The organism is Pseudomonas sp. MM211 (assembly GCF_020386635.1).
Classification (GTDB): Bacteria; Pseudomonadota; Gammaproteobacteria; order Pseudomonadales; family Pseudomonadaceae; genus Aquipseudomonas.
Window position 1 is genome coordinate 923569 of record NZ_CP081942.1, and the last position, 24261, is coordinate 947829.

20 protein-coding genes, 1 pseudogene and 1 riboswitch are annotated in these 24261 nt (G+C 65.2%); of the genes and pseudogenes, 10 read left to right on the plus strand and 11 right to left on the minus strand.

The annotated features are described in order from the left end of the window. Nucleotides 1-129: 129 nt before the first annotated feature. The 5 genes from K5Q02_RS04130 to cbiE all read right to left on the minus strand — a co-directional run bounded on the left by K5Q02_RS04130 (nt 130) and on the right by cbiE (nt 6163). Nucleotides 130-1473, minus strand: coding sequence for a sigma-54-dependent transcriptional regulator (locus K5Q02_RS04130; RefSeq protein ID WP_225836651.1), 1344 nt, complete (start codon nt 1471-1473; stop codon nt 130-132). Between the two features lie 93 nt (nt 1474-1566). Then, nucleotides 1567-3315, minus strand: a complete 1749-nt coding sequence (locus tag K5Q02_RS04135; protein WP_225836653.1) for a sensor histidine kinase — start codon at nt 3313-3315, stop codon at nt 1567-1569. A 170-nt stretch (nt 3316-3485) separates the two neighbouring features. Then, a complete protein-coding gene (locus tag K5Q02_RS04140) occupies nt 3486-4196 on the minus strand; it encodes a (2Fe-2S) ferredoxin domain-containing protein (RefSeq protein WP_225836654.1) in 711 nt (236 codons plus the stop codon). Between the two features lie 39 nt (nt 4197-4235). Next, entirely contained in the window at nt 4236-4961 is a 726-nt protein-coding gene (locus K5Q02_RS04145; RefSeq protein ID WP_225836663.1) for a cobalt-precorrin-6A reductase, read from the minus strand. Continuing rightward, complete coding sequence (cbiE, locus tag K5Q02_RS04150) at nt 4958-6163, minus strand: precorrin-6y C5,15-methyltransferase (decarboxylating) subunit CbiE (RefSeq protein ID WP_225836665.1); 1206 nt, start codon at nt 6161-6163, stop codon at nt 4958-4960. The genes K5Q02_RS04145 and cbiE overlap by 4 nt, the downstream gene beginning before the upstream one ends. A 272-nt stretch (nt 6164-6435) precedes the next feature. Further along, nucleotides 6436-6773, plus strand: a riboswitch (cobalamin riboswitch). 96 nt (nt 6774-6869) lie between these two features. Here cbiE and cobG point away from each other — a divergent pair. From cobG to K5Q02_RS04175, 5 genes are all read left to right on the plus strand, one after another. Further along, nucleotides 6870-8225 (plus strand): precorrin-3B synthase, encoded by a 1356-nt coding sequence (gene cobG / locus K5Q02_RS04155; protein ID WP_225836667.1) that lies wholly within the window; start codon nt 6870-6872, stop codon nt 8223-8225. After that, on the plus strand, nt 8222-8854 hold the full coding sequence (locus K5Q02_RS04160; protein ID WP_225836677.1) for a precorrin-8X methylmutase: 633 nt from the start codon (nt 8222-8224) through the stop codon (nt 8852-8854). The genes cobG and K5Q02_RS04160 overlap by 4 nt, the downstream gene beginning before the upstream one ends. A gap of 8 nt (nt 8855-8862) precedes the next feature. Further along, nucleotides 8863-9615, plus strand: a complete 753-nt coding sequence (locus tag K5Q02_RS04165; protein ID WP_225839568.1) for a precorrin-2 C(20)-methyltransferase — start codon at nt 8863-8865, stop codon at nt 9613-9615. A gap of 168 nt (nt 9616-9783) precedes the next feature. Then, nucleotides 9784-11448: a precorrin-3B C(17)-methyltransferase gene (gene cobJ / locus K5Q02_RS04170; protein WP_225836679.1), complete on the plus strand. Its 1665-nt coding sequence runs from the start codon at nt 9784-9786 to the stop codon at nt 11446-11448. Between the two features lie 115 nt (nt 11449-11563). Continuing rightward, nucleotides 11564-12085, plus strand: a complete 522-nt coding sequence (locus tag K5Q02_RS04175; RefSeq protein ID WP_225836680.1) for a hypothetical protein — start codon at nt 11564-11566, stop codon at nt 12083-12085. Here K5Q02_RS04175 and K5Q02_RS04180 read toward each other — a convergent pair. Continuing rightward, nucleotides 12078-13084, minus strand: a pseudogene (locus K5Q02_RS04180) (Ldh family oxidoreductase). The gene K5Q02_RS04175 and the pseudogene K5Q02_RS04180 sit on opposite strands and share 8 nt — an antisense overlap. A gap of 255 nt (nt 13085-13339) precedes the next feature. On the opposite strand from K5Q02_RS04180, the gene K5Q02_RS04185 reads away from it, so the two are divergent. From K5Q02_RS04185 to K5Q02_RS04195, 3 genes are all read left to right on the plus strand, one after another. Further along, on the plus strand, nt 13340-13876 hold the full coding sequence (locus K5Q02_RS04185) for a sigma-70 family RNA polymerase sigma factor (protein ID WP_225836682.1): 537 nt from the start codon (nt 13340-13342) through the stop codon (nt 13874-13876). Continuing rightward, nucleotides 13869-14837: a FecR domain-containing protein gene (locus K5Q02_RS04190; protein ID WP_225836684.1), complete on the plus strand. Its 969-nt coding sequence runs from the start codon at nt 13869-13871 to the stop codon at nt 14835-14837. Before K5Q02_RS04185 ends, K5Q02_RS04190 begins: the two co-directional genes overlap by 8 nt. Nucleotides 14838-14916: 79 nt before the next feature. After that, nucleotides 14917-17346: a TonB-dependent siderophore receptor gene (locus K5Q02_RS04195; protein ID WP_225836686.1), complete on the plus strand. Its 2430-nt coding sequence runs from the start codon at nt 14917-14919 to the stop codon at nt 17344-17346. 230 nt (nt 17347-17576) lie between these two features. Here K5Q02_RS04195 and aroE read toward each other — a convergent pair whose 3' ends face one another. Both aroE and hemF read right to left on the minus strand, forming a co-directional pair. Next, on the minus strand, nt 17577-18398 hold the full coding sequence (gene aroE, locus K5Q02_RS04200; RefSeq protein WP_225836688.1) for a shikimate dehydrogenase: 822 nt from the start codon (nt 18396-18398) through the stop codon (nt 17577-17579). Nucleotides 18399-18456: 58 nt separating this feature from the next. Then, entirely contained in the window at nt 18457-19380 is a 924-nt protein-coding gene (hemF, locus tag K5Q02_RS04205) for an oxygen-dependent coproporphyrinogen oxidase (protein WP_225836690.1), read from the minus strand. Between the two features lie 182 nt (nt 19381-19562). Here hemF and K5Q02_RS04210 point away from each other — a divergent pair, with 182 nt between their 5' ends. Continuing rightward, nucleotides 19563-20540 carry an NADPH:quinone reductase gene (locus K5Q02_RS04210; RefSeq protein WP_225836692.1) on the plus strand — a complete coding sequence of 326 codons (978 nt, stop codon included), beginning with the start codon at nt 19563-19565 and terminating at the stop codon, nt 20538-20540. 229 nt (nt 20541-20769) lie between these two features. On the opposite strand, the gene K5Q02_RS04215 is transcribed toward K5Q02_RS04210, so the two are convergent. The 3 genes from K5Q02_RS04215 to K5Q02_RS04225 form a co-directional block, all read right to left on the minus strand. Beyond that, entirely contained in the window at nt 20770-21327 is a 558-nt protein-coding gene (locus tag K5Q02_RS04215; RefSeq protein ID WP_225836694.1) for an L-threonylcarbamoyladenylate synthase, read from the minus strand. 36 nt (nt 21328-21363) lie between these two features. After that, a complete protein-coding gene (gene dprA / locus K5Q02_RS04220; RefSeq protein WP_225836696.1) occupies nt 21364-22479 on the minus strand; it encodes a DNA-processing protein DprA in 1116 nt (371 codons plus the stop codon). An 83-nt stretch (nt 22480-22562) separates the two neighbouring features. Beyond that, nucleotides 22563-23588: a LysM peptidoglycan-binding domain-containing protein gene (locus K5Q02_RS04225; protein ID WP_225836698.1), complete on the minus strand. Its 1026-nt coding sequence runs from the start codon at nt 23586-23588 to the stop codon at nt 22563-22565. Between the two features lie 151 nt (nt 23589-23739). On the opposite strand from K5Q02_RS04225, the gene def reads away from it, so the two are divergent. Then, nucleotides 23740-24246 (plus strand): peptide deformylase, encoded by a 507-nt coding sequence (gene def, locus K5Q02_RS04230; protein ID WP_225836700.1) that lies wholly within the window; start codon nt 23740-23742, stop codon nt 24244-24246. Nucleotides 24247-24261 lie beyond the last annotated feature (15 nt).

Consider the following 24261-nt stretch of genomic DNA (forward strand, 5'->3'; position numbering starts at 1 on the left):
GCCTGGGCGCTCTGCGCCCGCTTTCAGCCAACCGGCAGCATTGAGAATCGGACGCAGAGCGTCCAAGCGGCATTCCCACGCAGAGCGTGGGAACGATCTGACTAGAGAGAACGGCCCATCAGACGCTACTCAGTCCTCGTCGCCGCTTCCGGCAGGACGATAGGTGCTGCGTTGCAGGCCGTGGCGCTGCATCTTTTCGTTGAGGGTTCGGCGGGGTACCTGCAGCAGTTCCATGGTCTGCAGGATGCTGCCGCGACAGCGCAGCAACGCGTTGTGCAGGCACTGCGCCTCGAAGGCTTCCAGCTGCCCGGCGAGGGACTGGCTGCCTTCCTCCTGAGCTGAGCCGCTCAGGCCCAGAGCATGCCGCTCAGCGGCGTTGATCAGCTCGCGCACGTTGCCCGGCCATTCATGGCCGAGCAGGGCGGCAAGCTCGGCGGGTGTCAGTGGTTCGAGGGTGCGCCCGTGACGCTGTGCGGCCTCTTCGGCGAAGTGTTCGAAGAGCAGCGAGATATCTTCCCGACGCTCGCGCAGCGCCGGAATCTGCAAGGTGGCGACATTCAGCCGATAGAGCAGATCCTCGCGGAAACGCCCGGCCTTCACTTCATCGAGCAAGTCCGGCTTAACGGCACTGATCACCCGCAGATCGACGTGGATACTGCGGTTGGAGCCCAGCCGTTCCAGGGTCTTTTCCTGCAGCACGCGCAGCAGCTTGACCTGTTGCGCCAGCGGCAGGCTTTCCACTTCATCGAGGAACAGCGTGCCGCCGTCGGCATGTTCGATACGGCCGATGCGCTTGCTCTGGGCGCCGGTGAAGGCGCCGCTCTCATGGCCGAACAGCTCGCTCTCGAACAGGTGCTCGGGAATCGCTGCGCAATTAAGGGCCACGAACGGCTTGTCGGCACGCTCGCTGAAATCGTGCAGGCAGCGCGCCACGCGCTCCTTGCCGGAACCGGTCTCACCGCGGATCAGCACGTTCACGGAGGTGCCGGCCAGGTCGAGAATCTGCCGGCGTAAACGCTCCATGGATCGCGACACGCCGAGCAGCTGCGCGGCGATGCCGTCCTTGAGGGCGAACTGCTGGCGCAGGGCGCGGTTCTCGCAGACCAGGCGCCGCTTTTCCAGGGCACGGCGCACGGTGTCGAGCAGGCGATCGGGGGTGAAGGGTTTTTCGATGAAGTCATAGGCACCCTGCTTGAGCGCCTGCACGGCCATGGGCACGTCACCGTGCCCGGTGATCATGATGACCGGCAGATCGCGGTCGCAAGCGACCACCTTGTCCAGCAGCTGCAGACCATCGGTGCCGGGCATGCGCACGTCGCTGATCAGCACGCCGGGAAAGTCGACGTCGATCAGGGCCAGCGCCTGGGCAGCAGTGGCGCAGGTGCGCACGCTGAACCCGGACAGTTCCAGCCATTGCTGCGCCGCTTCGCGGATCGCTGCCTCATCGTCGACGACGATTACCTGACCACCCATATCACCTCCTTATTCTTGGATCGCGCAGTGTAGCGCCCGGTCATCGGCCCGCCAGCCACGGCGTCGTTACACGAAATGCCAAACCCGCTCAGTTCACCCCACGCGCTGCAAGCGCAGGATAAAGATGGCGCCATCGGCGCCGTTGCGCGCCTCCAGGCTGCCGCCCAGATCGCGCACGATGCCATAGGAAATCGCCAGCCCCAGCCCCAACCCCTCGCCCACCGGCTTGGTGGTGAAAAACGGCTCGAAGACGTTACCCAGATGCTCCTCGGGAATGCCGCCGCCAACATCGCTGACCTCCAGCACACAGCTGTCCCCATGCAGTTCGATGGTTACCCCGAGAATGCGTCGCGGGCAGTCGACCATGGCGTCCAGGGCATTGTTGAGCAGGTTGAGGATCACCTGCTCCAGGCGGATCGCATCACCACAGACCCGCGCCTCGCTGCGGATCTCGCGGCGCAATTCCACCTCTTCGCTACGCAGGCGCGGCGCCAGCAGCAACAGCGCCTGCTCCAGCACGTCGCTGAGCAACAGGCGCTCGTTGAGCCCTGCGGGGCTCTTGCGGGCGAAGGTCTTTAGGTGGCTGGTCAGGCTGGCCATGCGTTGCAGCAGACCATCGATGCGGATCAGGCCCTCGCGCGCCTCGCGCTCGCGGCCGTTGTCGAGCAGCAGGCCGAGGCTGCCCAGGTGCATCTGAATGGCCGTCAGCGGCTGGTTGATCTCATGGGCCATGGCCGCCGACATCTGCCCAAGTGCCGCCATCTTGGCGGCATGTACCAGGCCCTCCTGGGCTTCTCGCAGCTCGGCGGTACGCAGGGTCACCTCACGCTCGAGGTTCTCGCGGATGCTCGCCTGCAGCCGCTGGTTCTTGTGCCGCTGAATCAGAAACAGCACCAGAAATACCAGGGTCAGCCACACGCCAGCCGCGGCCAGACGATAGCTGCGGGCGGTATCGCCCAGGCTGCTTTCCTCGATCAGCAGGTGCAGCGTCCAGGCTTCGCTGGTCAACTCCTGGCGCTGCCACAGGTAACTCTGCCGGCCATCCGGGCCGTCGATGTTCATCCAGTCTGCATTGCCTTCGAAATACGGGCCAGGCTCCGTGGACAGCACTTCCAGGGGACGCTCAGCGTACTTGCGCACCTCCACCAGCTCGGCGTGATCGAGTTCGTCGAGCTCATCCAGGGCGCGGAAACGCCAGGCCGGCCGGCTGCTGAGAATCACCACGCCGTAACTGTCGGCCACCAGCAGCACGCCAGGTTGGCCGACCCATTCGCGCTGCAACTCTTCCAGTTCCAGCTTGACTACGAGTACGCCGATCACCGCGCCGTTATCGTCGTACACCGCATGGGAGAGGAAGTAGCCGGGCACACCGGTGGTCACCCCGACCGCGAAATAGCGGCCTGCGGTGCGATGCAGGGCGTCCTGGAAATAGGGGCGGAAACCGTAGTTGCTGCCGACGAAACTGCTCCACTCATTCCAGTTGCTGGCTGCCAGGGTATGGCCCTGGCGGTCGATCAGGTAGAGCACGCTGGCGCCGGCCGCGGCGTTGAGCATTTCGAAGCGGCGGTTGAGCTTGTCACGCAGCTGCGGGTCGTCCGGCGCCTGCAGCAGTGCCTGAATATCGCCGTCCATGGACAACAGTTGCGGCACCGAGCGGAAGCGGTCGACCAGGGTCTGGATCGATTGCGCATACAGCTGCAACTGGCCGTGGGCCTCGCTGCTGCGATCCTCCCAGGCCCGCTGCTCGGCATAGCGGCTGGCCAGCCACAGGCTGACGGCCAGGCCGAAGATGACCAACAGCACGATGGCGACGATGCGATAACGCAGAAACAGGGCGGTCATGCACGACTCGAATTTTTATGATGCCGGCATGTTAGCCCGAAATGCGCGCGGGTCGCGTAGAGGATGCTGCGGCTTTTGTAGCCTGGGTTAGCCGTAGGCGTAACCCGGGACGATAGGCTCGGCGTAATCGGCCGACCCTGGGTATCGCTGTGCTCAACCCAGGCTACGGACTACGGCCGCGCCATCATCAGCTCGGGCACCGCGCGGCCGGCGACCAGTTGCTCGTCGACCAGGCGTACCACGTCTCTCTCGCTGCGCACCTGATACCAGTGGCCCGGCGGATAAACCGTCAGCGTCGGGCCCTGATCGCAGGGGAACTGGCACTGGGTACGGGTGATATGCACACCACCCTCGCACTCCAGGCGGCCAGCAGCCTTGACCTTCTCGCGCAGCATTTTCCACAGCGGCAGAGCGCCACGGCGGGTGCAGCGCGGGCCGTTGCACAGCAGCACGCGGTACTGGTGAGCGGGAATCTTCGACCAGGCGTGGCTGCCGGGCAGCGCCGGCACATCGACGCAGCCCAGATGCAGCTCCAGGCGCTCGAGCAGTGCACAGGCGGCCCCGGCGGCATCGGCATCGAGCTGGCCGAACAGGCTGGTGACAAAGACCCGTGCAGGATCGGTCAGGCTCGCCAGCTCGCTACGCAGCCAGTCGACATGCTGGCTGCTGCTCTGCGCCTCCAGGTCAATCACCAGCAGCCTGCCGCTGCCCTCCTTCACGCGCTGCCAGAGGCCGTCATAACCGGCACCGGTATCGACGACTTCGGCCAGCGCAGGCTCGCCACGCAGCTCCACCAGGCGGGCACGAAACAGCTCGGCAAAGGAGCCGTCGAGCAGATCCGTGCCGGCGAACAGCACCTGAGCGTAGGGCGTGGTAGTCATGGGTAGGCTCCGAGAAAAAGGCGGCAGTCTAGCAGTGAGCTAGACACCATTGGTCAGCAACGCCTGCCAGAGCGCTTCGGGTTCGGTGAACTCGCGATCCACCGCGGACAACGAGGGTCGCTGCAACACCAGCACCGGCAAGCCACGCTCACGGGCGACCTGCAGCTTGTGCTCGGTGGCGGCGCTGCCACTGTTCTTGCTCACCAGCACATCGCAATCGAGGCGTTCGAACAGCGCGCGCTCATCGTCCAGGCTGAACGGCCCTCGGGCGCCGATCACTTCGGCACGGGGCGTGGCAGGCTGGCTCTGCAGGCAGCGCACCGTCCAGTGCTGGTGGGCGGGAATCTCGTGCAGATGCTCCAGTGGCTCGCGGCCGAGGGTGAACAGCGGGCGCTGAAAGTCGTCGAGTGCGGCGATCAGGCTCGGCCAGTCGAACACCTCGCGCCAGTCATCCTCGGGCGAGGCCTGCCAGCCCGGACGACGCAGCGCCCAGCAGGCGATCCCGGCCTGTCGCGCGGCGCGGGCGGCGTTGTAGCTGATCTGCGCGGCATAGGGATGGGTGGCGTCGACCAGCAGATCGATGCCCTGCTTGTGGATAAACTCAGCCAGCCCCTCGGCACCACCAAAGCCACCGACGCGCACCTGACAAGCCAGGTCTTCCGGCACCTTGCCCAACCCGGCCAGGCTGTAGACATGCGCGGGGCCGAGGCGTCGGGCGAGGTTCAGCGCTTCGCCGATCCCGCCCAGTAGCAGGATGCGGCTCATAACGGCTTGCTGACCTGCAGCAGGGTGATCGGCAACGCGGCGCGCCAGGTGTCGAAACTGCCAAGCGGGCGCGCCTGGGCCACTTCGATACGGGTCAGCTCGCCGCCCTGGTCGCCACGAAAGGCGATCAACGCCGCCTCGCTCTGCAGGGTCACGGCGTTGGCCACCAGCCGACCACCGGGCTTGAGCGCGCGCCAGCAACTTTCCAGCACGCCGGGCGCGGTCACCCCGCCACCGATGAAGATGGCGTCTGGCGCCGCCAGCCCGGCCAGCGCCTCGGGTGCCCGCCCGGCCACCAGTTGCAGGCCCGGCACGCCAAGGGCATCGCGGTTGTGGGCGATGTGCTCCTGACGGCCTTCGTCAGCCTCGATGGCGATGGCCCGGCAAGCGGGATGTGCGCGCAGCCATTCGATGCCGATGGAGCCGCAACCAGCTCCCACGTCCCACAGCAGTTCGCCGGGCAGCGGCGCCAGACGCGCCAGGGTGATGGCGCGCACATCGCGCTTGGTCAGTTGTCCGTCATGGCGATAGGCATCGTCCGGCAGGCCCGGCGTGAGCGGCAGGCGCCTGGCGTCATCACCGGCCACGCAGTCGATCGCCACCAGGTTCAGATCAGCAGATCGAGCCAGCGACCAGCCATCAGCCAGGCCATCGATACGCCGCTCGCGCTCACCGCCTAGGTGTTCGAATACGCTCAACCGACTGGGGCCGAAACCACGCTCGCGCAGCAATGCGGCAATGGCCGCCGGGCTCTCGCCATCGTTGCTCAGCACCAGCAGGCGTACGCCGGGATGAACCTGCGCATTGAGCGCTGCCAACGGGCGGCCGACCAGCGAGACCAGGGCTGTGCTCTGCAGTGGCCAGCCAAGGCGAGCCGCCGCCAGCGAGCAGGAGGAAGGCGCCGGCAGAATATGCAGCTCATCGCTCGGCAGCTCGCGGGCCAGGCTGGCGCCAACGCCGAAGAACATCGGGTCACCGCTGGCCAGCACGCAAACCGGCGTGCCGCGGCGCTCCAGCACCGGCGCCAGGGAAAACGGCTTCGGCCAGTGCAGGCGCGTGGCGCGGATGCAGTGCGGCAACAGTGCCAGTTGGCGCTCGCTACCGAACACCTGCTCGGCGGCCAGCAACGCATGCCGCGCCGCCTTGCCGAGGCCTGCATAGCCGTCTTCACCAATGCCCACGACGGTCAGCCAGGGTGTCATGCGTCTTTCCTCAATTGTCAGAACTACCCGTACTCATTAGCCATGAAGGCACCAGCGTGCTTTCTGTAGGGTGGATCGGGACGCGCAGTCAACGCTCTTGTCCACCTTTGCAACGCTGGGGCGGTGGACGGATCGGGCCGCGTAGGCAAGCGTCGTTCACCCTACGTCTACGGGGCAAAAATAGCCTTTGCATTCTCATGCCAAAACGAAAGTGATCTTCGCTCTGCTTCGTATCCGACGACGCGGCTTTTCATCCGGGCGGGCAAAGCGGGCATAATAGCGCCTCTGTCGGTGTCCGTCGGCTACGTGGTACGTAGGCGCGGGCCTAAGAGGGAACACGATATAAAACGTGTTCAATATCTAGCGAGCTAGAGCCATGCAAGGCAGAAAGGGGCGAGAAAGCGGAGTTTACGACTGTAAATGAGCATTTCGAGTCGCTTTCTAACGCAGCAGGGCCGACGCGCAGCAGATATTGAGCAGGTTTTCAGCCGTGGCTGCCCCCGCAACTGTAGCAGCGAGCGCATGTGCCAATCGCCACTGGGAAACCGGGAAGGCCGGTCACGCGCCATGACCTGCGAGCCAGGAGACCTGCCGACGGATTCAGTCGCATGTGCCCACACCGGGCGGGGTGTTCCGGTGATAGAAGCTCGTCCTTCTCTGGCCTATCCTCGAACGGATGCCCATGTGACCCGACCCCGGTGATCCGTTGAAACAGGCTTTTTGCATTCCATCCCCTGCTGTTCGCCCCTCGGCCTGTCCGGGGTTGCTGCGTATCGTGCAGGCGAAGGATGGCGGCATCTGCCGGATCAAGCTGGCCTGCGGGCGCCTCGATGCCACCGGAGCCGAGCGCATAGCCCAGGCCGCACAACGCCATGCAGGCGGCGTGATCGAAGCCACCAACCGCGCCAACCTGCAGATTCGCGGCATCCACGCCGGCAGTGAAGACGCATTGATCGGCGAGCTGCTGGCCGCCGGCCTCGGCCCGCGCTCACCCGCTGCCGACGATGTGCGCAACCTGATGGTCAGCCCTGCGGCTGGCCTCGACCCGGCGGCGCTGGTCGACGTGTCGCCACTGGCCGCACGCCTGCTGACGACCCTGGAGAACACTCCGCGCCTGCACGCGCTGTCGGCCAAGTTCGCCCTGCTGCTCGATGGCGGCGAACGCCTGGCCATGCTCGAACACCCTCACGATATCTGGCTCAGCGCCCTGCCGCTGGAGGGCCACATCGGCTATGCGTTCGGTCTCGCCGGTTGCCCGCCACAAGCGCCTGGCGATGTGCCCGCGCTGGCCGTGGTGCCCGAGGCCCATGCCGATGAGCTGCTGCTGGCGCTGCTCGACCTGTTTCTTGAACTGGCCACGCCCGAGCAGACACGCATGCGCCACCTGCTGGTCAGCCACCCGGCCGCCGAGCTGCTGCAGCGCCTGAAGGAGCGCCTGGGTGACGTGCTGCTGGGCGCGGATGACTGGCGACGCAGCCCGGCGGAGTCCCAGGCCCATATCGGTATCGGCGGCCAGCGCCAGCCTGGCCGCGTGTATGTCGGCGGCGTCCCTCCATTGGGCCGCCTCGACGCCGAACAGCTGCTTGGGCTCGCCGCTCTGGCTAGGCGTCTGGGCGATGGCAGCCTGCGCATGACGCCCTGGCAGAGCGTGTTGCTGCCCAATGTTACCGAGGCCGATGCACAGGCAGCCCTCCAGGCGCTGGAGGGGCTCGGCCTGTTGGTCGACGCCGATGCGCCGCTGACACGGGTGATCGCCTGTACCGGCTCGAGCGGTTGTGCCAAAGGCCTGGCCGATACCAAGGCCGATGCCCGCCGCCTGGCCGAGATGCTGAAGACCCGCAGCCGGCTGGCGGGTATTCATCTCAGCGGCTGCAGCCGCTCCTGCGCCGCCGCTCACCCTGCGCCGGTGACCCTGCTGGCGGTAGCCGAGGGCCGCTACGACCTGTTCGCCCGCCAGGCGGACAGCACGAATTTCGGCGAGCCACTGGCCCGCCACCTGACACTCGACGAAGCCAGCGAGCTGCTGGCCTCGCTTCCCGATACCTGGAGTTTCACCCGATGACCGATTACATCCGCGATGGTCAGGAGATCTATCGCCATTCCTTCTCCATCATCCGCGCCGAGGCCGACCTGAGCGCTATTCCGGCGGATCTCGAGAAGCTCGCGGTGCGGGTCATCCACGCTTGCGGCATGGTCGATGTGGTGCAGGATCTGCGCTTTTCCGCGGGTGCCGGTGCAGCCGGTCGCCAGGCCCTGGCCAATGGCGCGGCGATTCTCTGCGATGCGCGCATGGTCGCCGAAGGGGTGACCCGTGCGCGCCTGCAAGCGGCCAACCCGGTACTCTGCACCCTCAACGATGCCGGCGTGCCTGAGCTGGCCAAGAAGCTGGGCAACACCCGTTCGGCGGTGGCGCTGGAGCACTGGCGCGAGCATCTCGAAGGCTCGGTGGTGGTGATCGGCAACGCACCTACCGCGCTGTTCTATCTGCTCGACATGCTGGCTGCGGGCGCGCCCAAGCCAGCGCTGATTCTCGGCTTCCCGGTGGGCTTCGTAGGCGCGGCGGAATCCAAGGATCTGCTCGCCAGCACCTTTGCCGAGCATGGCGTGCCCTACGTGATCGTCCAGGGCCGTCGGGGCGGTAGCGCCATGGCCGCCGCCGCGGTCAACGCCCTGGCCACGGAGGTCGAGTAATGAACGGTATGGACCGCCCCGGCAAAGGCCGCCTGCTGGGCCTGGGCGTAGGCCCGGGCGACCCCGAGCTGATCACCCTGAAGGCCCTGCGCCTGCTCAAGTCGTCACCCGTGGTCGGCTACTTCGTGGCCAAGGCCAAGGCCAATGTCGGCCAGGGCGGCAACGCCTTCGGCATCATCGAAGGCCACCTGGACGACAGCCAGCAGCGCCTGCCACTGGTGTATCCGGTAACCACCGAAAAACTCGAACCGCCGCTGACTTACGAAGGCGTGATCAGCGACTTCTACGACACCTGTGCAGTGCAGATCGCCGAGCATCTGGACGCTGGTCGCGACGTGGCGGTGATTTGCGAAGGCGACCCGTTTTTCTACGGCTCCTACATGTACCTGCATGACCGCCTGGCCGAGCGCTACGAGGCCCAGGTGATCCCCGGCGTGTGCTCGATGCTCGGCAGCGCGGCGGTGCTCGGCGTGCCGCTGGTGTACCGCAATCAGAGCTTGTCGGTGCTCTCCGGCGTGCTGCCCGAAGACGAGCTGCGCGAGCGCCTGCGTGATGCCGAAGCCGCCGTGGTGATGAAGCTGGGTCGCAACTTCGAGAAAGTCCGCCGCGTGCTGCAGGACCTTGGTTTGCACGACCGTGCTCACTACGTGGAACGGGCGACCATGGCCAACCAGCGCATCGTGCCGCTGGATGAAGTCGAACCGATGGCCTCGCCGTATTTTTCAATGATCGTGGTGCCCGGTGAGAAGTGGCGCGGTTGAACCGAAACAGCTGTCTCGCAGTAAGCACCTTTTCCGTAGGAGCCAGCTTGCTGGCGATATCGATGGCCAAATCGATAGTTGTGTTGCGGGTCGGATCGCTTCGCCGGCAAGCCAGCTCCTACATGACTCCAGCGAACTCGCCTGCCTGTTCCTGACAGTGGATAAACCATGATCTCTTCACCCGCCATCGTCATCCTCGGCACCTCTGCGCTGGCCACTGCACGGCGCATCCAAGCACTTTATCCACAGGCCGTTATCCATGGCTTGCGTGAGCGGGTAGACGCCGACCAGGCCTACGACGACTTCGGCGACACCCTGCGCAACCTGTACCGCAGCGGCACGCCGATCATCGCCTTGTGCGCCGCTGGTATCGTCATTCGCAGCCTGGCGCCGCTGCTCGCCAGCAAAGGTGCCGAGCCACCGGTGCTGGCCGTGGCCGAAGACGCTAGCGCCGTGGTGCCGCTACTTGGCGGCCTGGGTGGCGTCAACCGCATGGCCAGGGAGATCGCCGCGACGCTGGAAACCAGCGCGGCCATCACCACCAGTGGCGAACTGCGCTTCGGCACCTGCCTGCTCGACCCGCCGAGCGGTTATGCCCTGGCCGACCTGGAGCAGGGCAAGCGCTTCGTCTCCGACCTGCTCGGCGGCGAAAGCCTGCGCATCGATGGCACCGCGCCGTGGCTGAACGAAGCCAGCCTGCCACTGGCCGAGGATGCCGGCCGTACCGTGCGGATCACCACCGAACAGCGCCCTGCGCAGGCTGACGAACTGCTGATCCATCCACGCACGCTGCTCGTTCTGGTCGACCAGGCAGATGACCTTGCCGCGCCCATCCGCCAGGCATTCGAAGACTCGCGCCTAGCGCCGAAATCCCTGGCCGCCCTGCTAGCCCCCCAGGCGCTGATGGGTGACAAGCGCCTGACCCAGGTCGCCAGCGACCTCGCCGTACCGCTGCGCTTCGTCCGCGCTGACGATGGACTGCCACCTCGGGTGCATCACAGCGAAAACCTGCAGTTGCTGCAGGCCGACTCGCCTGAAGCGGCGCAAGGCATTGGCCGCCCCCGCGGTCGCCTGAGCGTGATCGGCCTGGGCCCCGGCGCCGCCGAGCACATGACCCCCGCGGTACGCCGCGCGCTGGACGAAGCCGAAGACCTGCTCGGCTACGAAACCTACGTGAAAATGGCCGAGCCGCTGCGCCCGGAACAGGTGCGCCACTGCAGCGACAACCGTGAAGAGCTGCAACGCGCCCGCCATGCCTTCGAACTGGCCGCCAGTGGCCGCCGCGTGGTGGTGATTTCCTCCGGCGACCCCGGCGTATTCGCCATGGCAGCGGCGGTGCTGGAGGCTTTGGAAGAAGCGGGCGCACCGGTCGACTGGAACAGCGTCGAGCTGGAAATTCTGCCCGGTGTCTCCGCTGCCCTGGCCACTGCCGCCAAGGCCGGCGCGCCGCTGGGCCACGACTTCTGCCTGATCTCCCTGTCGGACAACCTCAAGCCCTGGGCAGTGATCGAAACCCGCCTCGACCATGCTGGCGCAGCGGATCTGGCGATGGCCTTCTACAACCCGATCTCCAAAGCCCGCCCCTGGCAGCTCGGCCGCGCCCTGGAAATCGTCCGCCAGCACCGCACGCCCGACACGGTGGTCGTGCTCGGCCGCGACATCGGCCGCCCCGCCGAAGCCCTGCGTGTACTCGGCCTTGGTGAACTGACGCCAGAGATGGTCGACATGCGCACCCTGGTGATCATCGGCTCCAGCCAGACCCGCCGCTTCCCCCGAGGCGATGGCGGTGAGTGGGTGTACACGCCGCGCAGTTATCCACAGCTGCAGCCGTAGCAACGCGCGGGGTTTACACCAGCTTTACATCGGCCTGACGTCACCTTGCACAGGCCTCCCGATAATCGATCCTGCCCAACCATCTGGTCGGGCTGTCGATTCTCTGGAGCCCATGATGAAAGCAAGTCTCCCCCGTACCGCCGTTGCCGCACTGTTGCTGGCGACGCTTTCCCTGAACGCGGTGGCTGGCCCCGGCGGGCCGGGTAGTGGCCCAGGGGGCCCAGGCGGATATCACGGGCATGGCGGCCCTGGGCCAGGCTGGGGCGGCCCGGGCCCGCGGCATGGTCATGGCCTGCCGGACTACGCCCGTGAGCTGTGGATCGGCAGCGCGCTGTACTTCGTCGCCGCCGGCAGCTACTACATGTGGAACGCCGACCGCAGGCAATACATCGTGGTCGAGGCGCCGCCGGTAGCCGTGGCGGCCCCTGCGGCCAATTACAACGTGATCGCCTATCCAGCCCGCGGCCAGAACGCGGACTTGCAGGCCCGCGACCGCTACGAGTGTCACAGCTGGGCAGTCAGCCAGAGCGGTTTCGATCCGGCTACCGCCATCAGTGCACCCGCCCCCAGCGCCACCGACTACTACCGGCGCGCCCTGGGTGCCTGCCTGAGTGGGCGTGGCTACAGCATCAATTGAGCAGCGCCTTGAGGTCGTCGTAAAGCGCCTGGGGAATCTGTACGCCGTCGGTAAGGCTGCGGGCGCGGGCATCGTAGCGACGCTGCGAAGGCAGCCGCGCGCCCTGCCCTTCGATGCCCTCGAACAGCGCCTCGGCCCTTGCCAGGTGCTGATCGGCGGCCGCGCCGAGAAAGCGCTGTGGATCGAGGGCGATGATCAGCTCGCCGTGATACGGCGATGATTTGCTGCCCGCGTCATAGGCCAGGGACTCGGCGCTGGTCAGGTCACCGATCAGCGGCCCGGCGATCAGCTCCACCATGGCGGCCAGCGCCGAGCCCTTGTGCCCGCCAAAGGTCAGCATGGCACCGTTCATGACCGCCTCGGCGTCGGTGCTCGACTGGCCGTCGGCATCGATGCCCCAGCCCTCCGGGATGGCCTTGCCGGCACGACGGTGCAGCTCGATATCGCCGCGGGCGATGGCGCTGGTGGCGAAATCGAAGATGAACGGGTGCTTGCCGGCGCGCGGCCAGCCAAAGGCGATAGGATTGGTGCCGAAGATCGGCTTGCTGCCACCGGCCGGAGCGACCCAGGCATGGGGCTGGGGTTACAGGCCAGGGCTACCAGCCCGGCCTCGGTGAGCGCTTCGATCTCCACCCACAATGCGGAGAAATGCACACAGCGGTTGATCGCCAGCGCGGCGATGCCGTTGGCCCTGGTTTTCTCCTCGAGCACTGGCAACCCGGCCTGGAAGGCCAGTTGCGAGAAGCCGCCGCGGGCATCCACGCGGACGATCGATGGCGCCTGGTCGATCACCTCGGGCTCGGCATCGGCCACCACCTTGCCGGCCTTGAGCGAGCTGACGCAGCCCAGCACACGGTACAAACCATGGGAGGCGCAGCCGTCGCGCTCGCCCGCCAGCACGGTGGCGGTCACGGCACGCGCCTGGGCCTCGCTGAACCCGTTATGGCGCATGATCGAAAGCGCCAGCTCTTCGGCTTCGGCCAGGGTCAGTCGAATCATCTTCAGCTCCTTGTTTGCGGCGACCGCAGGGCCATATTGACGTTATACAGTGAGACCTGAAGCAGCCGCTGGCTTGATGCCTTTGCTCCCGGCACATGACGAATTCAGCATAGCCCGATCAACACTGACATCGCCCGTAGCCTGGTGTTGAGCGCGGCGATACCCAGGAGGCAGTCCAGCCACGCCTTTGTTTGCACGAGCCCAGGGTTACACTGATAGAATGCGACGAATTCTCATTCCCACCGATCCTATCCCGTGCATTCGACCTCATCGGCACCCCACCAGCATCAGGCCATCGATCAGCTCTACAGCCACCACCACAGCTGGCTGCAGGGGTGGCTGCGCAAGCGCCTGGGCAATGCCGCCGATGCGGCGGATCTGGCCCAGGATACCTTCGTGCGCCTGCTCAGCAGTGCGCCTGGCGAGCCGCTGAACCTCACGACGCCACGGGCCTATCTGGCCACCATCGCCAACCGTCTGACCATCAACCTCTACCGCCGCCGCTCGCTGGAGCACGCCTACCTGGCCGCGCTGGCGGAAATACCGGAAGAGTTGGCGCCATCGCTGGAACATCAGGCCCTGGTGCTCGAAGCCCTCGACGAGGTCGACCGGGTACTCGCCGTGCTGCCAGCCAAGGCCCGACAAGCGTTCCTGATGGCGCAGCTGGAAGGTTATACACAGGAAGAGATCGCCAGCCGGCTCGGCATCAGCGTGCGCTCGGTTCAGCGCCATCTGGCACGAGCCTTCGAGGAGTGCATCGTGCTCGCCAGCCTGGGCACCCAGCATGAGTGAGTCGCCCATCGACCGGCGTGTCGCCCGTGAGGCGGCCGGCTGGTTCGTGCGCCTGCAGAACAGTGGCGCCAGCGCCGCCGAGCATGCTGCCTGCGCCGAGTGGCGGGCACGGAGCGTCGATCACGAACGAGCCTGGCAACTGGCCGAGCGTTTCAGCGGTCGCGCCCAGCAGCTTGCCGGAGGCGCCGCAAGAGCGGCACTGGAGCACCCGCGTAGCCTGGAGCGGCGACAGGTGCTCAAGACCCTTGCCCTGCTGATCGCCGCCGCCCCGCTCGGCCTCGCCGCACACCACGGCCTGCCGTGGCGCGAATGGCAGGCGGACGAGCGCACCGCTACCGGTGAGCAGCGCACCCTGCGCCTGCCGGACGGCGGCCAGCTTCGCCTGAACACCGGTAGCGCGGTCGATATCGCCTATGACGACAGCGTGCGGCGCGTACGCCTGATCGCCGGTGAGATGCTCGTCGAGGTGCCGCGCGAGCATGCCAGGCGGCCGTTCATCGTGGATACCGCCGAAGCGGAAATCGCCCTGCTCGGCAGCCGCTTTCTGGTGCGCCAATACCCGCAAAGCACCTACCTCGCCGCGCTGGAGGGCGCTGTCGAAGTGCGTCCGCGGCTCTCACGAGGCGATGACGGCCTGCTGCGTCTGGCGGCCGGCCAGCAGACCTACGTCAACGCCCACACAGCAGAGCCCTCAGTGACACTGGCACAGCATCGTCTCGACTGGCTCAGTGGCGTGCTGCGCGCGGAAAAGATGCGCCTCGATGACTTCATCAGCGAGCTGGATCGTTATCGATCCGGCCTGCTGCGCTGCGATCCGGCGGTGGCCGGGCTGCTGATCTCCGGCGCCTTCCAGCTGCGCGACACCGACCAGATTCTCCGCGCCCTGAGCCAGACATTGCCAGTGAGCGTCCAGTACCGCACGGCCTATTGGGTGACCGTCACGGCGCGTACAAGCGCGTAAGAAGAATCATTGTCGTGTTTTATGAATGCTGCGTGTCCCTCCCGTAACCACATCATTCTCACAGGGCGGGGACGGAAACATGGCGACGACGCAGGGCATGCAACCACTGGCACGGGCGGTACACGCTGCCGCACTGGGTCTGATCATCGCAGGCGGCAGCCTGACTGCGGCCTCGCTGCAAGCCGCCGAGCAGGCAGCCCAACAGAGCCGTGCCTATCAGGTACCGGCCGGTAACCTCAGCAGTGCCCTTTCCGACTTCGCCAGTCAGGCAGGCATCACCCTGCCCATCGAACCGGGCCTGGTGGAAGGGTTACGCAGCCCGGGCCTGAACGCCGCCACCAGCGTGGAAGGCGGCCTGCGGCAACTGCTGCAGGGCACCGGTCTGCAGGCTGCACCGCAGGGTAACGGCCTGTACCTGCTGACGCCGCAGGAAGCGGGCGCAAGCCTGGAGCTGGGCGCGACCAGCATCACCGGGCAAGGCCTGGCGTCGACCACCGAGAACAGCGGCTCCTACACCACTGGCTCCATGCAGACGGCCACCAAACTGCCCCTGAGCCTGCGCGAAACGCCGCAGTCGGTCAGCGTGGTCACGCGCAAGCGCATGGACGACAAGGCCATGACCAGCATCAGTGACGTGATCCAGAGCACGCCGGGCATCTTCCTCAACGGCTCCGGCGGCGTCGGCCGTCCGAGTTTCAGTGCCCGTGGCTTCGACGTCGATAACATCATGTACGATGGTTTTCCCACCAGCTTCCTGACCTACCTGCCCAGCGGCGAAGCCAACCTGGCCATGTATGACCGGGTGGAAATCGTCCGCGGTGCCACTGGCCTGGCCCAGGGCTCTGGCAGCCCCGCTGGCGCCATCAACCTGGTGCGCAAGCGTCCGACCCATGAATTCCAGGGCACGCTCACCGGCAGTGCCGGCAGTTGGGACGATTACACCGGCACCCTGGATGTCGGCGGCCCGCTCAATGAAAACGGCACCCTGCGCGCCCGTACGGTGATCTCCCGGCAAGACGCCAAAAGCTTCCGTGATTCGGTCGAACACGATCACGACCTGTTCTACGGCGTGGTCGACGCCGACCTCAGCGACAGCACCACCCTGACGCTCGGAGCCTACCGGCAGAAGAACCATACCAACTACATCTGGGGCGGCTTGCCCATGGCCCGTGGCGGCGGTCATCTGGGACTGCCACGGGACACCTTCCTGGGTCATGACTGGGAGTACTCGGACAACCGCACCACCGGCTACTTCGCCACTCTGGAGCACGCCTTCGCCAACGACTGGAAACTGCGCCTGGCCGCCATGCAGTCGAAAACCGACACCGACGTGCTGGCCTCTTCGGTATGGGAATACGACCGCCACTATCTGTGGACGGAAGCCATGGAACAGAAGGAAACCGGCTACGACCTGGCGCTCAGCGGCCCCTTCCAGCTGCTCGGGCAAGAGCACGACCTGACCCTAGGCGTCAGCAAGCGCCAGCTGGACTATCGTTCCGGCAAGGCCTGGAGCGATTTCATCGACGCGGGCAGCAACCCCTTCGAGTGGCACCCAGGTGCGCATGCCAAGCCGGACTACGTCACCGGCAGCTACGGCCTTCCAGAGACCACCACTCAGGACAGCGTCTACGCCAGCACCCGCCTGCGCCTGAGCGAACCACTGGCGCTGATTCTCGGCGGCCGTCTCGACTGGTACGAACTCGAAGACCGCGAAAACAGCGAAGGTAACTACAAGGTCACCCGCAACCTGACCCGCTATGCCGGCCTGGTCTACGACCTGGATGCCAATCACTCGGCCTACGTCAGCTACACCGATATCTTCAAACCACAGAACAGCAAGGGCCTGGACAGCAAGGTGATCGCCCCGATAGTGGGTGAGAACTACGAAGTCGGCCTCAAGGGCGAATACTTTGGTGGCGCACTGAACGCCAGCCTGGCTGTTTTCCAAATCGACCAGAAGAATCGCGCCCAGGAGCTGACCGATTTCAAAGGGTGCGGCTCAGGCCCCGCCAGTGCCTGCTACGAGGCTTCCGGCCTGGTACGCAGCCGCGGCATCGACATGGAAATCCAGGGTGCCCTGACCGACAACTGGCAGCTCGCCGCCGGTTACACCTATACCCAGACCCAATACGTCAGCGACGCCAACGCAGCCCGGGAAGGCGAAGACTTCGACCGCAAGAAACCGCGCCAACTGTTCAAGCTGTCGACCCTCTACACCCTGCCCGGTGAGCTGCAGCGCTGGCGCATTGGCGGCGATGTCTACCAGCAGAGCCGCATCCGCACCTCGGGTGGCACCGGTGCCAGCGCCTGGAAAAACCAGCAGGGTTCCTACACCGTGGTCGGCCTGGTGGCCGGGTACAAGGCCAGCGAACAGCTGGATCTGCAGGTCAACGTCAACAACCTGTTCGACCGTACCTACTACAGCAGCGTGGCCAACGGCGGTTGGAGCCCGTACGACATCTACGGCGACCCGCGTAATTTCAAGCTGACGGCGCGCTATAGCTTCTGAGAAAGCAGCTCGCCAGCGAAGATCCAGGGAAGGACGAGGCAGACCGGCTGAATCACGGCGGAAGCGGTCATCGGGCGCTGCTGCTTTTGTGGGAGGGGCTTTAGCCGCGATTGTGCCTGTCTAGGCGTGAAGAGCTCGCGGCTAAAGCCCCTCCTACAAAAAGAAAGCTCTGCATCCACCGGCCGCTTCTGCCTTGCTCCAGACGCAAAAACCGGCGGCGGGGCGTGGTGCTACGCAGCCAGTTGGCGGCGGAGCTCGGCCAGGACCGGTGCGCTGTCCGGACGTACGCCGCGCCATAGGTGGAAGGCTTCCACGGCCTGCTCGACCAGCATGCCGAGGCCATCGAGAGTACGTGCAGCGCCCTGCTCCGTGGCCCAGCGATTGAAGGCGGTGGGCCCGGCGCCGTACATCATGTCGTAGCAGCAGGTATGGCCCGGCTGGATCAGGCTGGCGGCGATCGGTGGCAGCTCGCCGGACAGGCTGGCGGACGTGCCGTTGATGATTAGATCCACCGGCGCATCGATCCAGTCGAAACCACTAGCCACCACCGGGCCGAGGTCAGCGAACTGGCGGGCCAGTTGCTCGGCCTTTTCCACCGTGCGGTTAGCAATCACCAGGGTCTGCGGCTGCTGCGCCAAAAAAGGTTCGAGAATGCCGCGCACTGCACCACCGGCGCCGAGCAGCAGGATGCGCTTGCCGCGCAGGTCGATGCCGGCATTCACGGTCAGATCACGCACCAGGCCGGCACCGTCGGTGTTGTCACCGAGCAAGCTGCCATCCTCGAGCTTCTTCAGGGTATTCACCGCACCGGCACGGCGGGCGCGCTCAGTCAGGCTGTCGGCGAGGGCGTAGGCCTGCTCCTTGAACGGCACGGTCACGTTGCCGCCACGGCCCTCAGCGAAAAAGGCCCGGGCATAGCCTGCGAAATCATCCAGCGGCGCCAGCAGTGTTTCGTAGCTCAGCGCCTGGCCGGTCTGATCCGCGAACAGGCGGTGGATCAGCGGCGACTTGCTGTGGCCGATGGGGTTGCCGAATACACCGTAGCGATCCATGAAAATTTCCGTGCGCAAAAGCCAAAGGCGGCAAGCCTGAAGCTTTTTGCGCCGACCTTCAAGCCTGGTTCTGGTCGTTCAGCCAATCACGGTCGGTCAGGAAATACTCGGTCAGGCGTGCTTCCTCGCTGCCCGGCTGGGCTTTCCAGTCGTAGCCCCAGCGCACCTGCGGCGGCAGCGACATGAGGATCGACTCGGTGCGTCCACCCGACTGCAGACCGAACAGGGTGCCGCGGTCGTAGACCAGGTTGAACTCCACGTAGCGGCCGCGACGATACTCCTGGAACTCACGCTGCGCCGGGGTGAAGGGCATGGCCTTGCGGCGCTGCACGATGGGCAGGTAAGCCTCGATGTAGGCGTCGCCGATGGCGCGGATGAAAGCGAAGCAGGTGTCGAAATCCCACTCGTTGAGATCATCGAAAAACAGCCCACCGATGCCACGCGGTTCACCGCGGTGCTTGAGATGGAAGTAGCGGTCGCACCAGGCCTTGTAGCGCGGATAGACGTCGGCGCCGAAAAGCGCACAAGCCTGCTCGGCGACCCGGTGCCAGTGCACGCAGTCCTCTTCGTTGCCGTAATAGGGGGTCAGGTCGAAGCCACCGCCGAACCACCAGACCGGCTCTTCGCCTTCCTTCTCGGCACTGAAGAAACGCACGTTGGCGTGAGAAGTCGGCACATGGGGATTGTGCGGGTGGATCACCAGCGACACGCCGAGCGCCTGGAAACCACGCCCGGCCAGCTCCGGACGATGGGCGCTGGCCGACGGCGGCAGGCTGTCGCCGAACACGTGGGAGAAATTCACCCCGCCCTTCTCGATCACCGCGCCGTCGCCGATCACCCGCGTACGCCCGCCGCCACCGCCCGGACGCTGCCAGGCGTCTTCGATGAAGTGGCCCTGGCCATCCTCGGCTTGCAGGGCGGCACAGATACGGTCTTGCAGGTCGAGCAGGTAGGCTTTTACGGCCTCGGTCTGGTTACTCACGGGGGCACCTTGTGTCACGTACGTCGGGTGAAATCGGCGGCCAGCATATCACCGGGTATCGGCGCTCTGCAGTTGACGCCGGTCAACGACAGATGCGACGTTCGACCGCTGTAGAAAAAACCGTTCAACGCCCCGGTGGATTCGGGGTCTATCTGCACTCACCTTCACGCAGGAGCAAGACGATGGCCAAACGCATCCAGTTCAGCCGCCACGGTGGCCCCGAGGTACTCGAATACGTCGACTACCAGCCCGCCGCCCCTGGCCCCCACGAGGTGCGTGTGCACAACCAGGCCATCGGCCTGAATTTCATCGATACCTACTTTCGCAATGGTCTGTATGCGCCGCCTTCGCTGCCGTCCAGCCTGGGTACCGAGGGTGCCGGTTTCGTCGATGCGATCGGCTCCGAGGTTAAGGACTTCCAGGTCGGCGACCGCGTGGCCTACGCCACCGGGCCACTGGGTGGCTACAGCGAACTGCACGTGCTGCCAGCGGAAAAGCTGGTCAAGCTGCCCGACGCCATCAGCTTCGAACAGGCTGCAGCGGTTATGCTCAAGGGCCTGACCGTGCAGTACCTGCTGCGCCAGACCGCCGATTTGAAGAGCGGCGACATCATTCTGTTCCACGCTGCCGCAGGTGGCGTCGGCTCGTTCGCCTGCCAGTGGGCCAAGGCCCTGGGCGTCAAGCTGATCGGCACCGTGAGCTCTGCCAAGAAGGCCGAGCGCGCCCTGCAACAGGGCGCCTGGGCGACCATCGACTACAGCCATGAAAACGTTGCCCAGCGCGTGCTGGAGCTGACCGACGGCAAGAAATGCCCGGTGGTCTATGATGGCGTCGGTAAGGACACCTGGGAAACCTCGCTCGACTGCGTGGCACCGCGCGGCCTGCTGGTCAGCTTCGGCAATGCGTCCGGCGCGGTGACCGGGGTCAATCTGGGCATCCTCTCGCAAAAGGGTTCGCTGTATGTCACCCGCCCAACCCTGGCCAGCTATGCCGACACGCCAAAGCACCTGCAGAAGATGGCCGATGAGCTGTTCGGCATGATCGCCAAGGGCAAACTCGACGTGGATATTGCCCAGCGTTATCCGCTCAGCGAGGCTGCTACGGCGCAGACGCTACTGAGTGACCGCAAGACCACCGGCTCGACCATTCTGTTGCCCTGAAACCCCGGCCATGGGATCTGTAGGGGTGGCATCGAATCGCTCCCTACGCTCAGCTTCAGGGGCGCTCTGCGTCCCCGCAAGCGAGCAATGATGCGACCAATCGGTGGGCTGAAGCGGATCGCCGCCCGGCCCACCCTACAGGGCATGTGCGCGTGGCGTAGGGTGGGCTTTAGCCCACCAAATCCAACGTCCGGGAGCATGAGAGAGAACGCGCCCGGGTGCTTTTTAATCAGGCCGGGCGACGCACGTCGCCGGTCACCAGATCGCGAATCACGCTGGGGTTGCGGCGCCCGCCCAGGGCACCGCCCAGCACCGCGTCCAGCTGCCTTGGAAAGTATTGCTCAACCCGCAACCGCGAGCGCGCAGCCGGGCGGCCGGCGGGGTTCGCGGAGGTCGAGACCAATGGCCCGGTCAGGGCGCACAGCTCGCGTACCCGCGGGTGATCGCTAACCCGCAAGGCAACGCTGTCGTGCTCACCGGTGATCCACTCCGGCAGGCGATTCTGATGCGGTACCAGCCAGGTATTCGGGCCAGGCCAGGTGCTGGCCAGGCGGCCCTGCCAGAGCTCGGGCAGATCCTCGAGCAGGAAGTCGAACTGGCGGATGTTGTCGGCCACCAGAATCAGCCCCTTGCGCACGGGCCTTTCCTTCAGCGCCAGCAGGCGATCCACCGCCATTTCATCCCAGGGATCGCAGCCAAGCCCCCAGACCGCTTCGGTCGGATAGGCGATAACGCCCCCGGCACGAACCACACGCGCTGCCTGCTGAACCTGCCAACTGGTGATCATGGATATCTCCCCCGGAAAACACTGGGGCGCAGTGTATTACGCCTTGCAGCCCACCCAAAGCCCGGCTTCGCAGGCAACGCGCCCGTCCAGCTCCAGCTCGGTCAACGCGGCAAGCACCTCGGGCAGCGCCCAGCCACTGGAGTGGGCCAATGCTTCACTGCTGTGGGGCGCGGCGTGCAGCAACGCCAGCAGCGGGTGGGCTGGCGGCTGCGGGGCAGCCTCGGCAACCGCCAAATGCTCAGCACTGGATGCCTGCCAGCCGCGTAAAGCTTCGAGAATGTGGTCGATGCTTTCCACCAGGGTAGCGCCGTCACGAATCAACTGATGGCAACCCTTGGCGCCCGGATGATGAATGGAGCCGGGAATCGCATACACCTCGCGGCCCTGCTCTGCCGCGAGGCGCGCGGTGATCAACGAGCCGCTCGACGGGCTGGCTTCGACCACCAGCACGCCCAATGAAAGGCCGGAAATTATCCGATTTCTTCTCGGAAAGTTGCTGGCCTGGGGTGGACTATCCAGCGGCAGTTCCGAGACTAGTGCCCCGCCCCGCTCGATGATGTCCTGAGCCAGACGCTTGTGGCGGGCCGGATACAGGCACTGCAAACCCGTACCGAGCACGGCGATGGTGTGCCCGCCGACATCCAGTGCGCCCTGATGCGCTGCGCCATCGATGCCCAGCGCCAGCCCGCTGGTGATCACGAAACCACCACGGGCCAGACTGCGGGCGAAGCTGTGCGCAGTATCCAGGCCTGGCTTTGACGCCCGGCGGCTGCCGACCATGGCCAGTTGCGGGCGCTCCAGCAGCGCCGGGTCGCCGGCAACGAATAGCAACGGCGGCGCGTCGGGGATTTCTCCCAGCAAGGCAGGATAATGTGGGTCATCCCACATCAGCACCTGCTGACCCGGTATCTGCAACCACTCCAGACTCAGCCGCGCCCGCTCGCGCACCTGTGGGCTGCGCCGCGCCTCTGCACACGCCACGGGTAATCCAAGCGAGCGCCAGGCAGTCGCCGGCGCGCTCAGCGCAGCAGACGCGCTGTCGAACGCACTGAGCAGTTTGTGGAAACGCTTCGGCCCCAACTCCGGCAGACAATGCAGGCGCAGGCGGGCTTCAAGTTCGGCGGGAGACAATGCACGGGGGAATTGCGACATGGCTGATCATCCTTGATCGGTCGCGCCGCCAAAGCGGCGGGAGTAGAAAACACAAGCCCCGCAGAAGCGGGGCTGGTTTGATGTTACGGGTTGCGAACCTTGTCCATCACTGCCAACTGCCGCGAGGCATTGAGAACCATGCCGTAGCTGAGCTTCTCGTAGGTGCGGAACACCATCAGCAGACCGGCTCGCTCGTCAGGGATCTTCACCGACTCACCGGTAACCCGGTCACGCACGGTTTCGCCCGTCTTGTAGACGGCCAGCACGTTACCGATCTCCAGGCCGTCGCGGGCGCCCTTGTTCAGGGTGACCACGTCGAACTGACCGATCTGGCTGACGCCACGCGGCACATCGAGGATCAGGCCCTTGATTTCCGTGGTCGGCTCGCTGGGCATGAACGACGAGTTGATGGCCCGCTCTTCAGTAGCGAACAGACGGTCGCCGTTACGCACTTCCTGCGTGGTACGGGTCAGGTTGAGGGTACCGACGTTCTCTTCCTCGGCAACGATTTCACCGCCACCGATGTCATCGGCATTGATACCGAGGAATTCCTTGGTATCCGGATCCGTGTACGTCTTGCCCTGACGGAAGATGCCGTACACCGGCGCGTCCGGGTCGAAGCTACCGCGCGCGTAAACGCGGTCACCGGCACCACTGACCACACGCTCGGCATTGCCGGCGACGATATAAGGTGCGCGCTGAAACTCTTCCGGGGTATCGACGATACGGTTCTTCAGCAGAAAGCTGTTGATCGCCTCCAGCGGAATGGTCGGAATGGCTTCAGCCATCGGCGTGCTGCGCACTTTCGGCGACAGCTTGATGGTGCCGCGCGATTCGCCACGACCGAGCATCAGACGCGGCTGACCGTCGATATAAACCAGACTCAGCAGGTCGCCCGGGTAGATCAGGTGCGGGTTTTCCACCTGCGGATTGGCGTGCCAGATTTCCGGCCATTTCCAGGGCTGACGCAGAAACTTGCCGGAAATATCCCAGAGGGTATCGCCTTTCACGACCGTGTAACGGTCGGGGTGGCCTTCCTTGAGCTGCACCTCGGCGTGCGCCAGGCCGCTAGCAGCGACCAGCAACAGGGCGAGTAGTGATTTCCTCATGCGGTGAATCCCTTTATTATGTGGCTTCGCGTGAAGCGCCCTAGCGCCGCGACAGAACCCAGTAAAACCGCGGCGTGAAGCCGTTTTTCGATGCTGCCGCCATCTTAGCAGCGGATTTTGAATTTATTCCACAAGTGCATCACAAACGCATATGGCGATTTTAAACATCCTCGAATTTCCCGATCCACGCCTGCGTACCATCGCCAAACCGGTGGACGTGGTCGATGACGCCCTGCGCCAGCTGATCGACGACATGTTCGAAACCATGTATGACGCCCCCGGTATCGGCCTCGCCGCGACCCAGGTGAACGTGCACAAGCGCGTGGTCGTCATGGATCTGTCCGAAGACAAGAGCGAACCGCTGGTGTTTATCAACCCGGCATTCGAATCGCTCACCGAGGAAATGGACCAGTACCAGGAAGGCTGCCTCTCGGTGCCCGGCTTCTACGAGAACGTCGACCGCCCGCAGAAAGTGAAGATCAACGCGCTGGATCGTGACGGAAAGCCGTTCGAAATGATCGCTGAAGGCCTGCTGGCCGTGTGCATCCAGCACGAGTGCGATCACCTCAACGGCAAGCTGTTCGTCGACTACCTGTCTACGCTCAAGCGTGACCGCATCAAGAAGAAGCTGGAAAAGCTGCATCGCCAGCAAGATTGATTGCATTCAACCCAA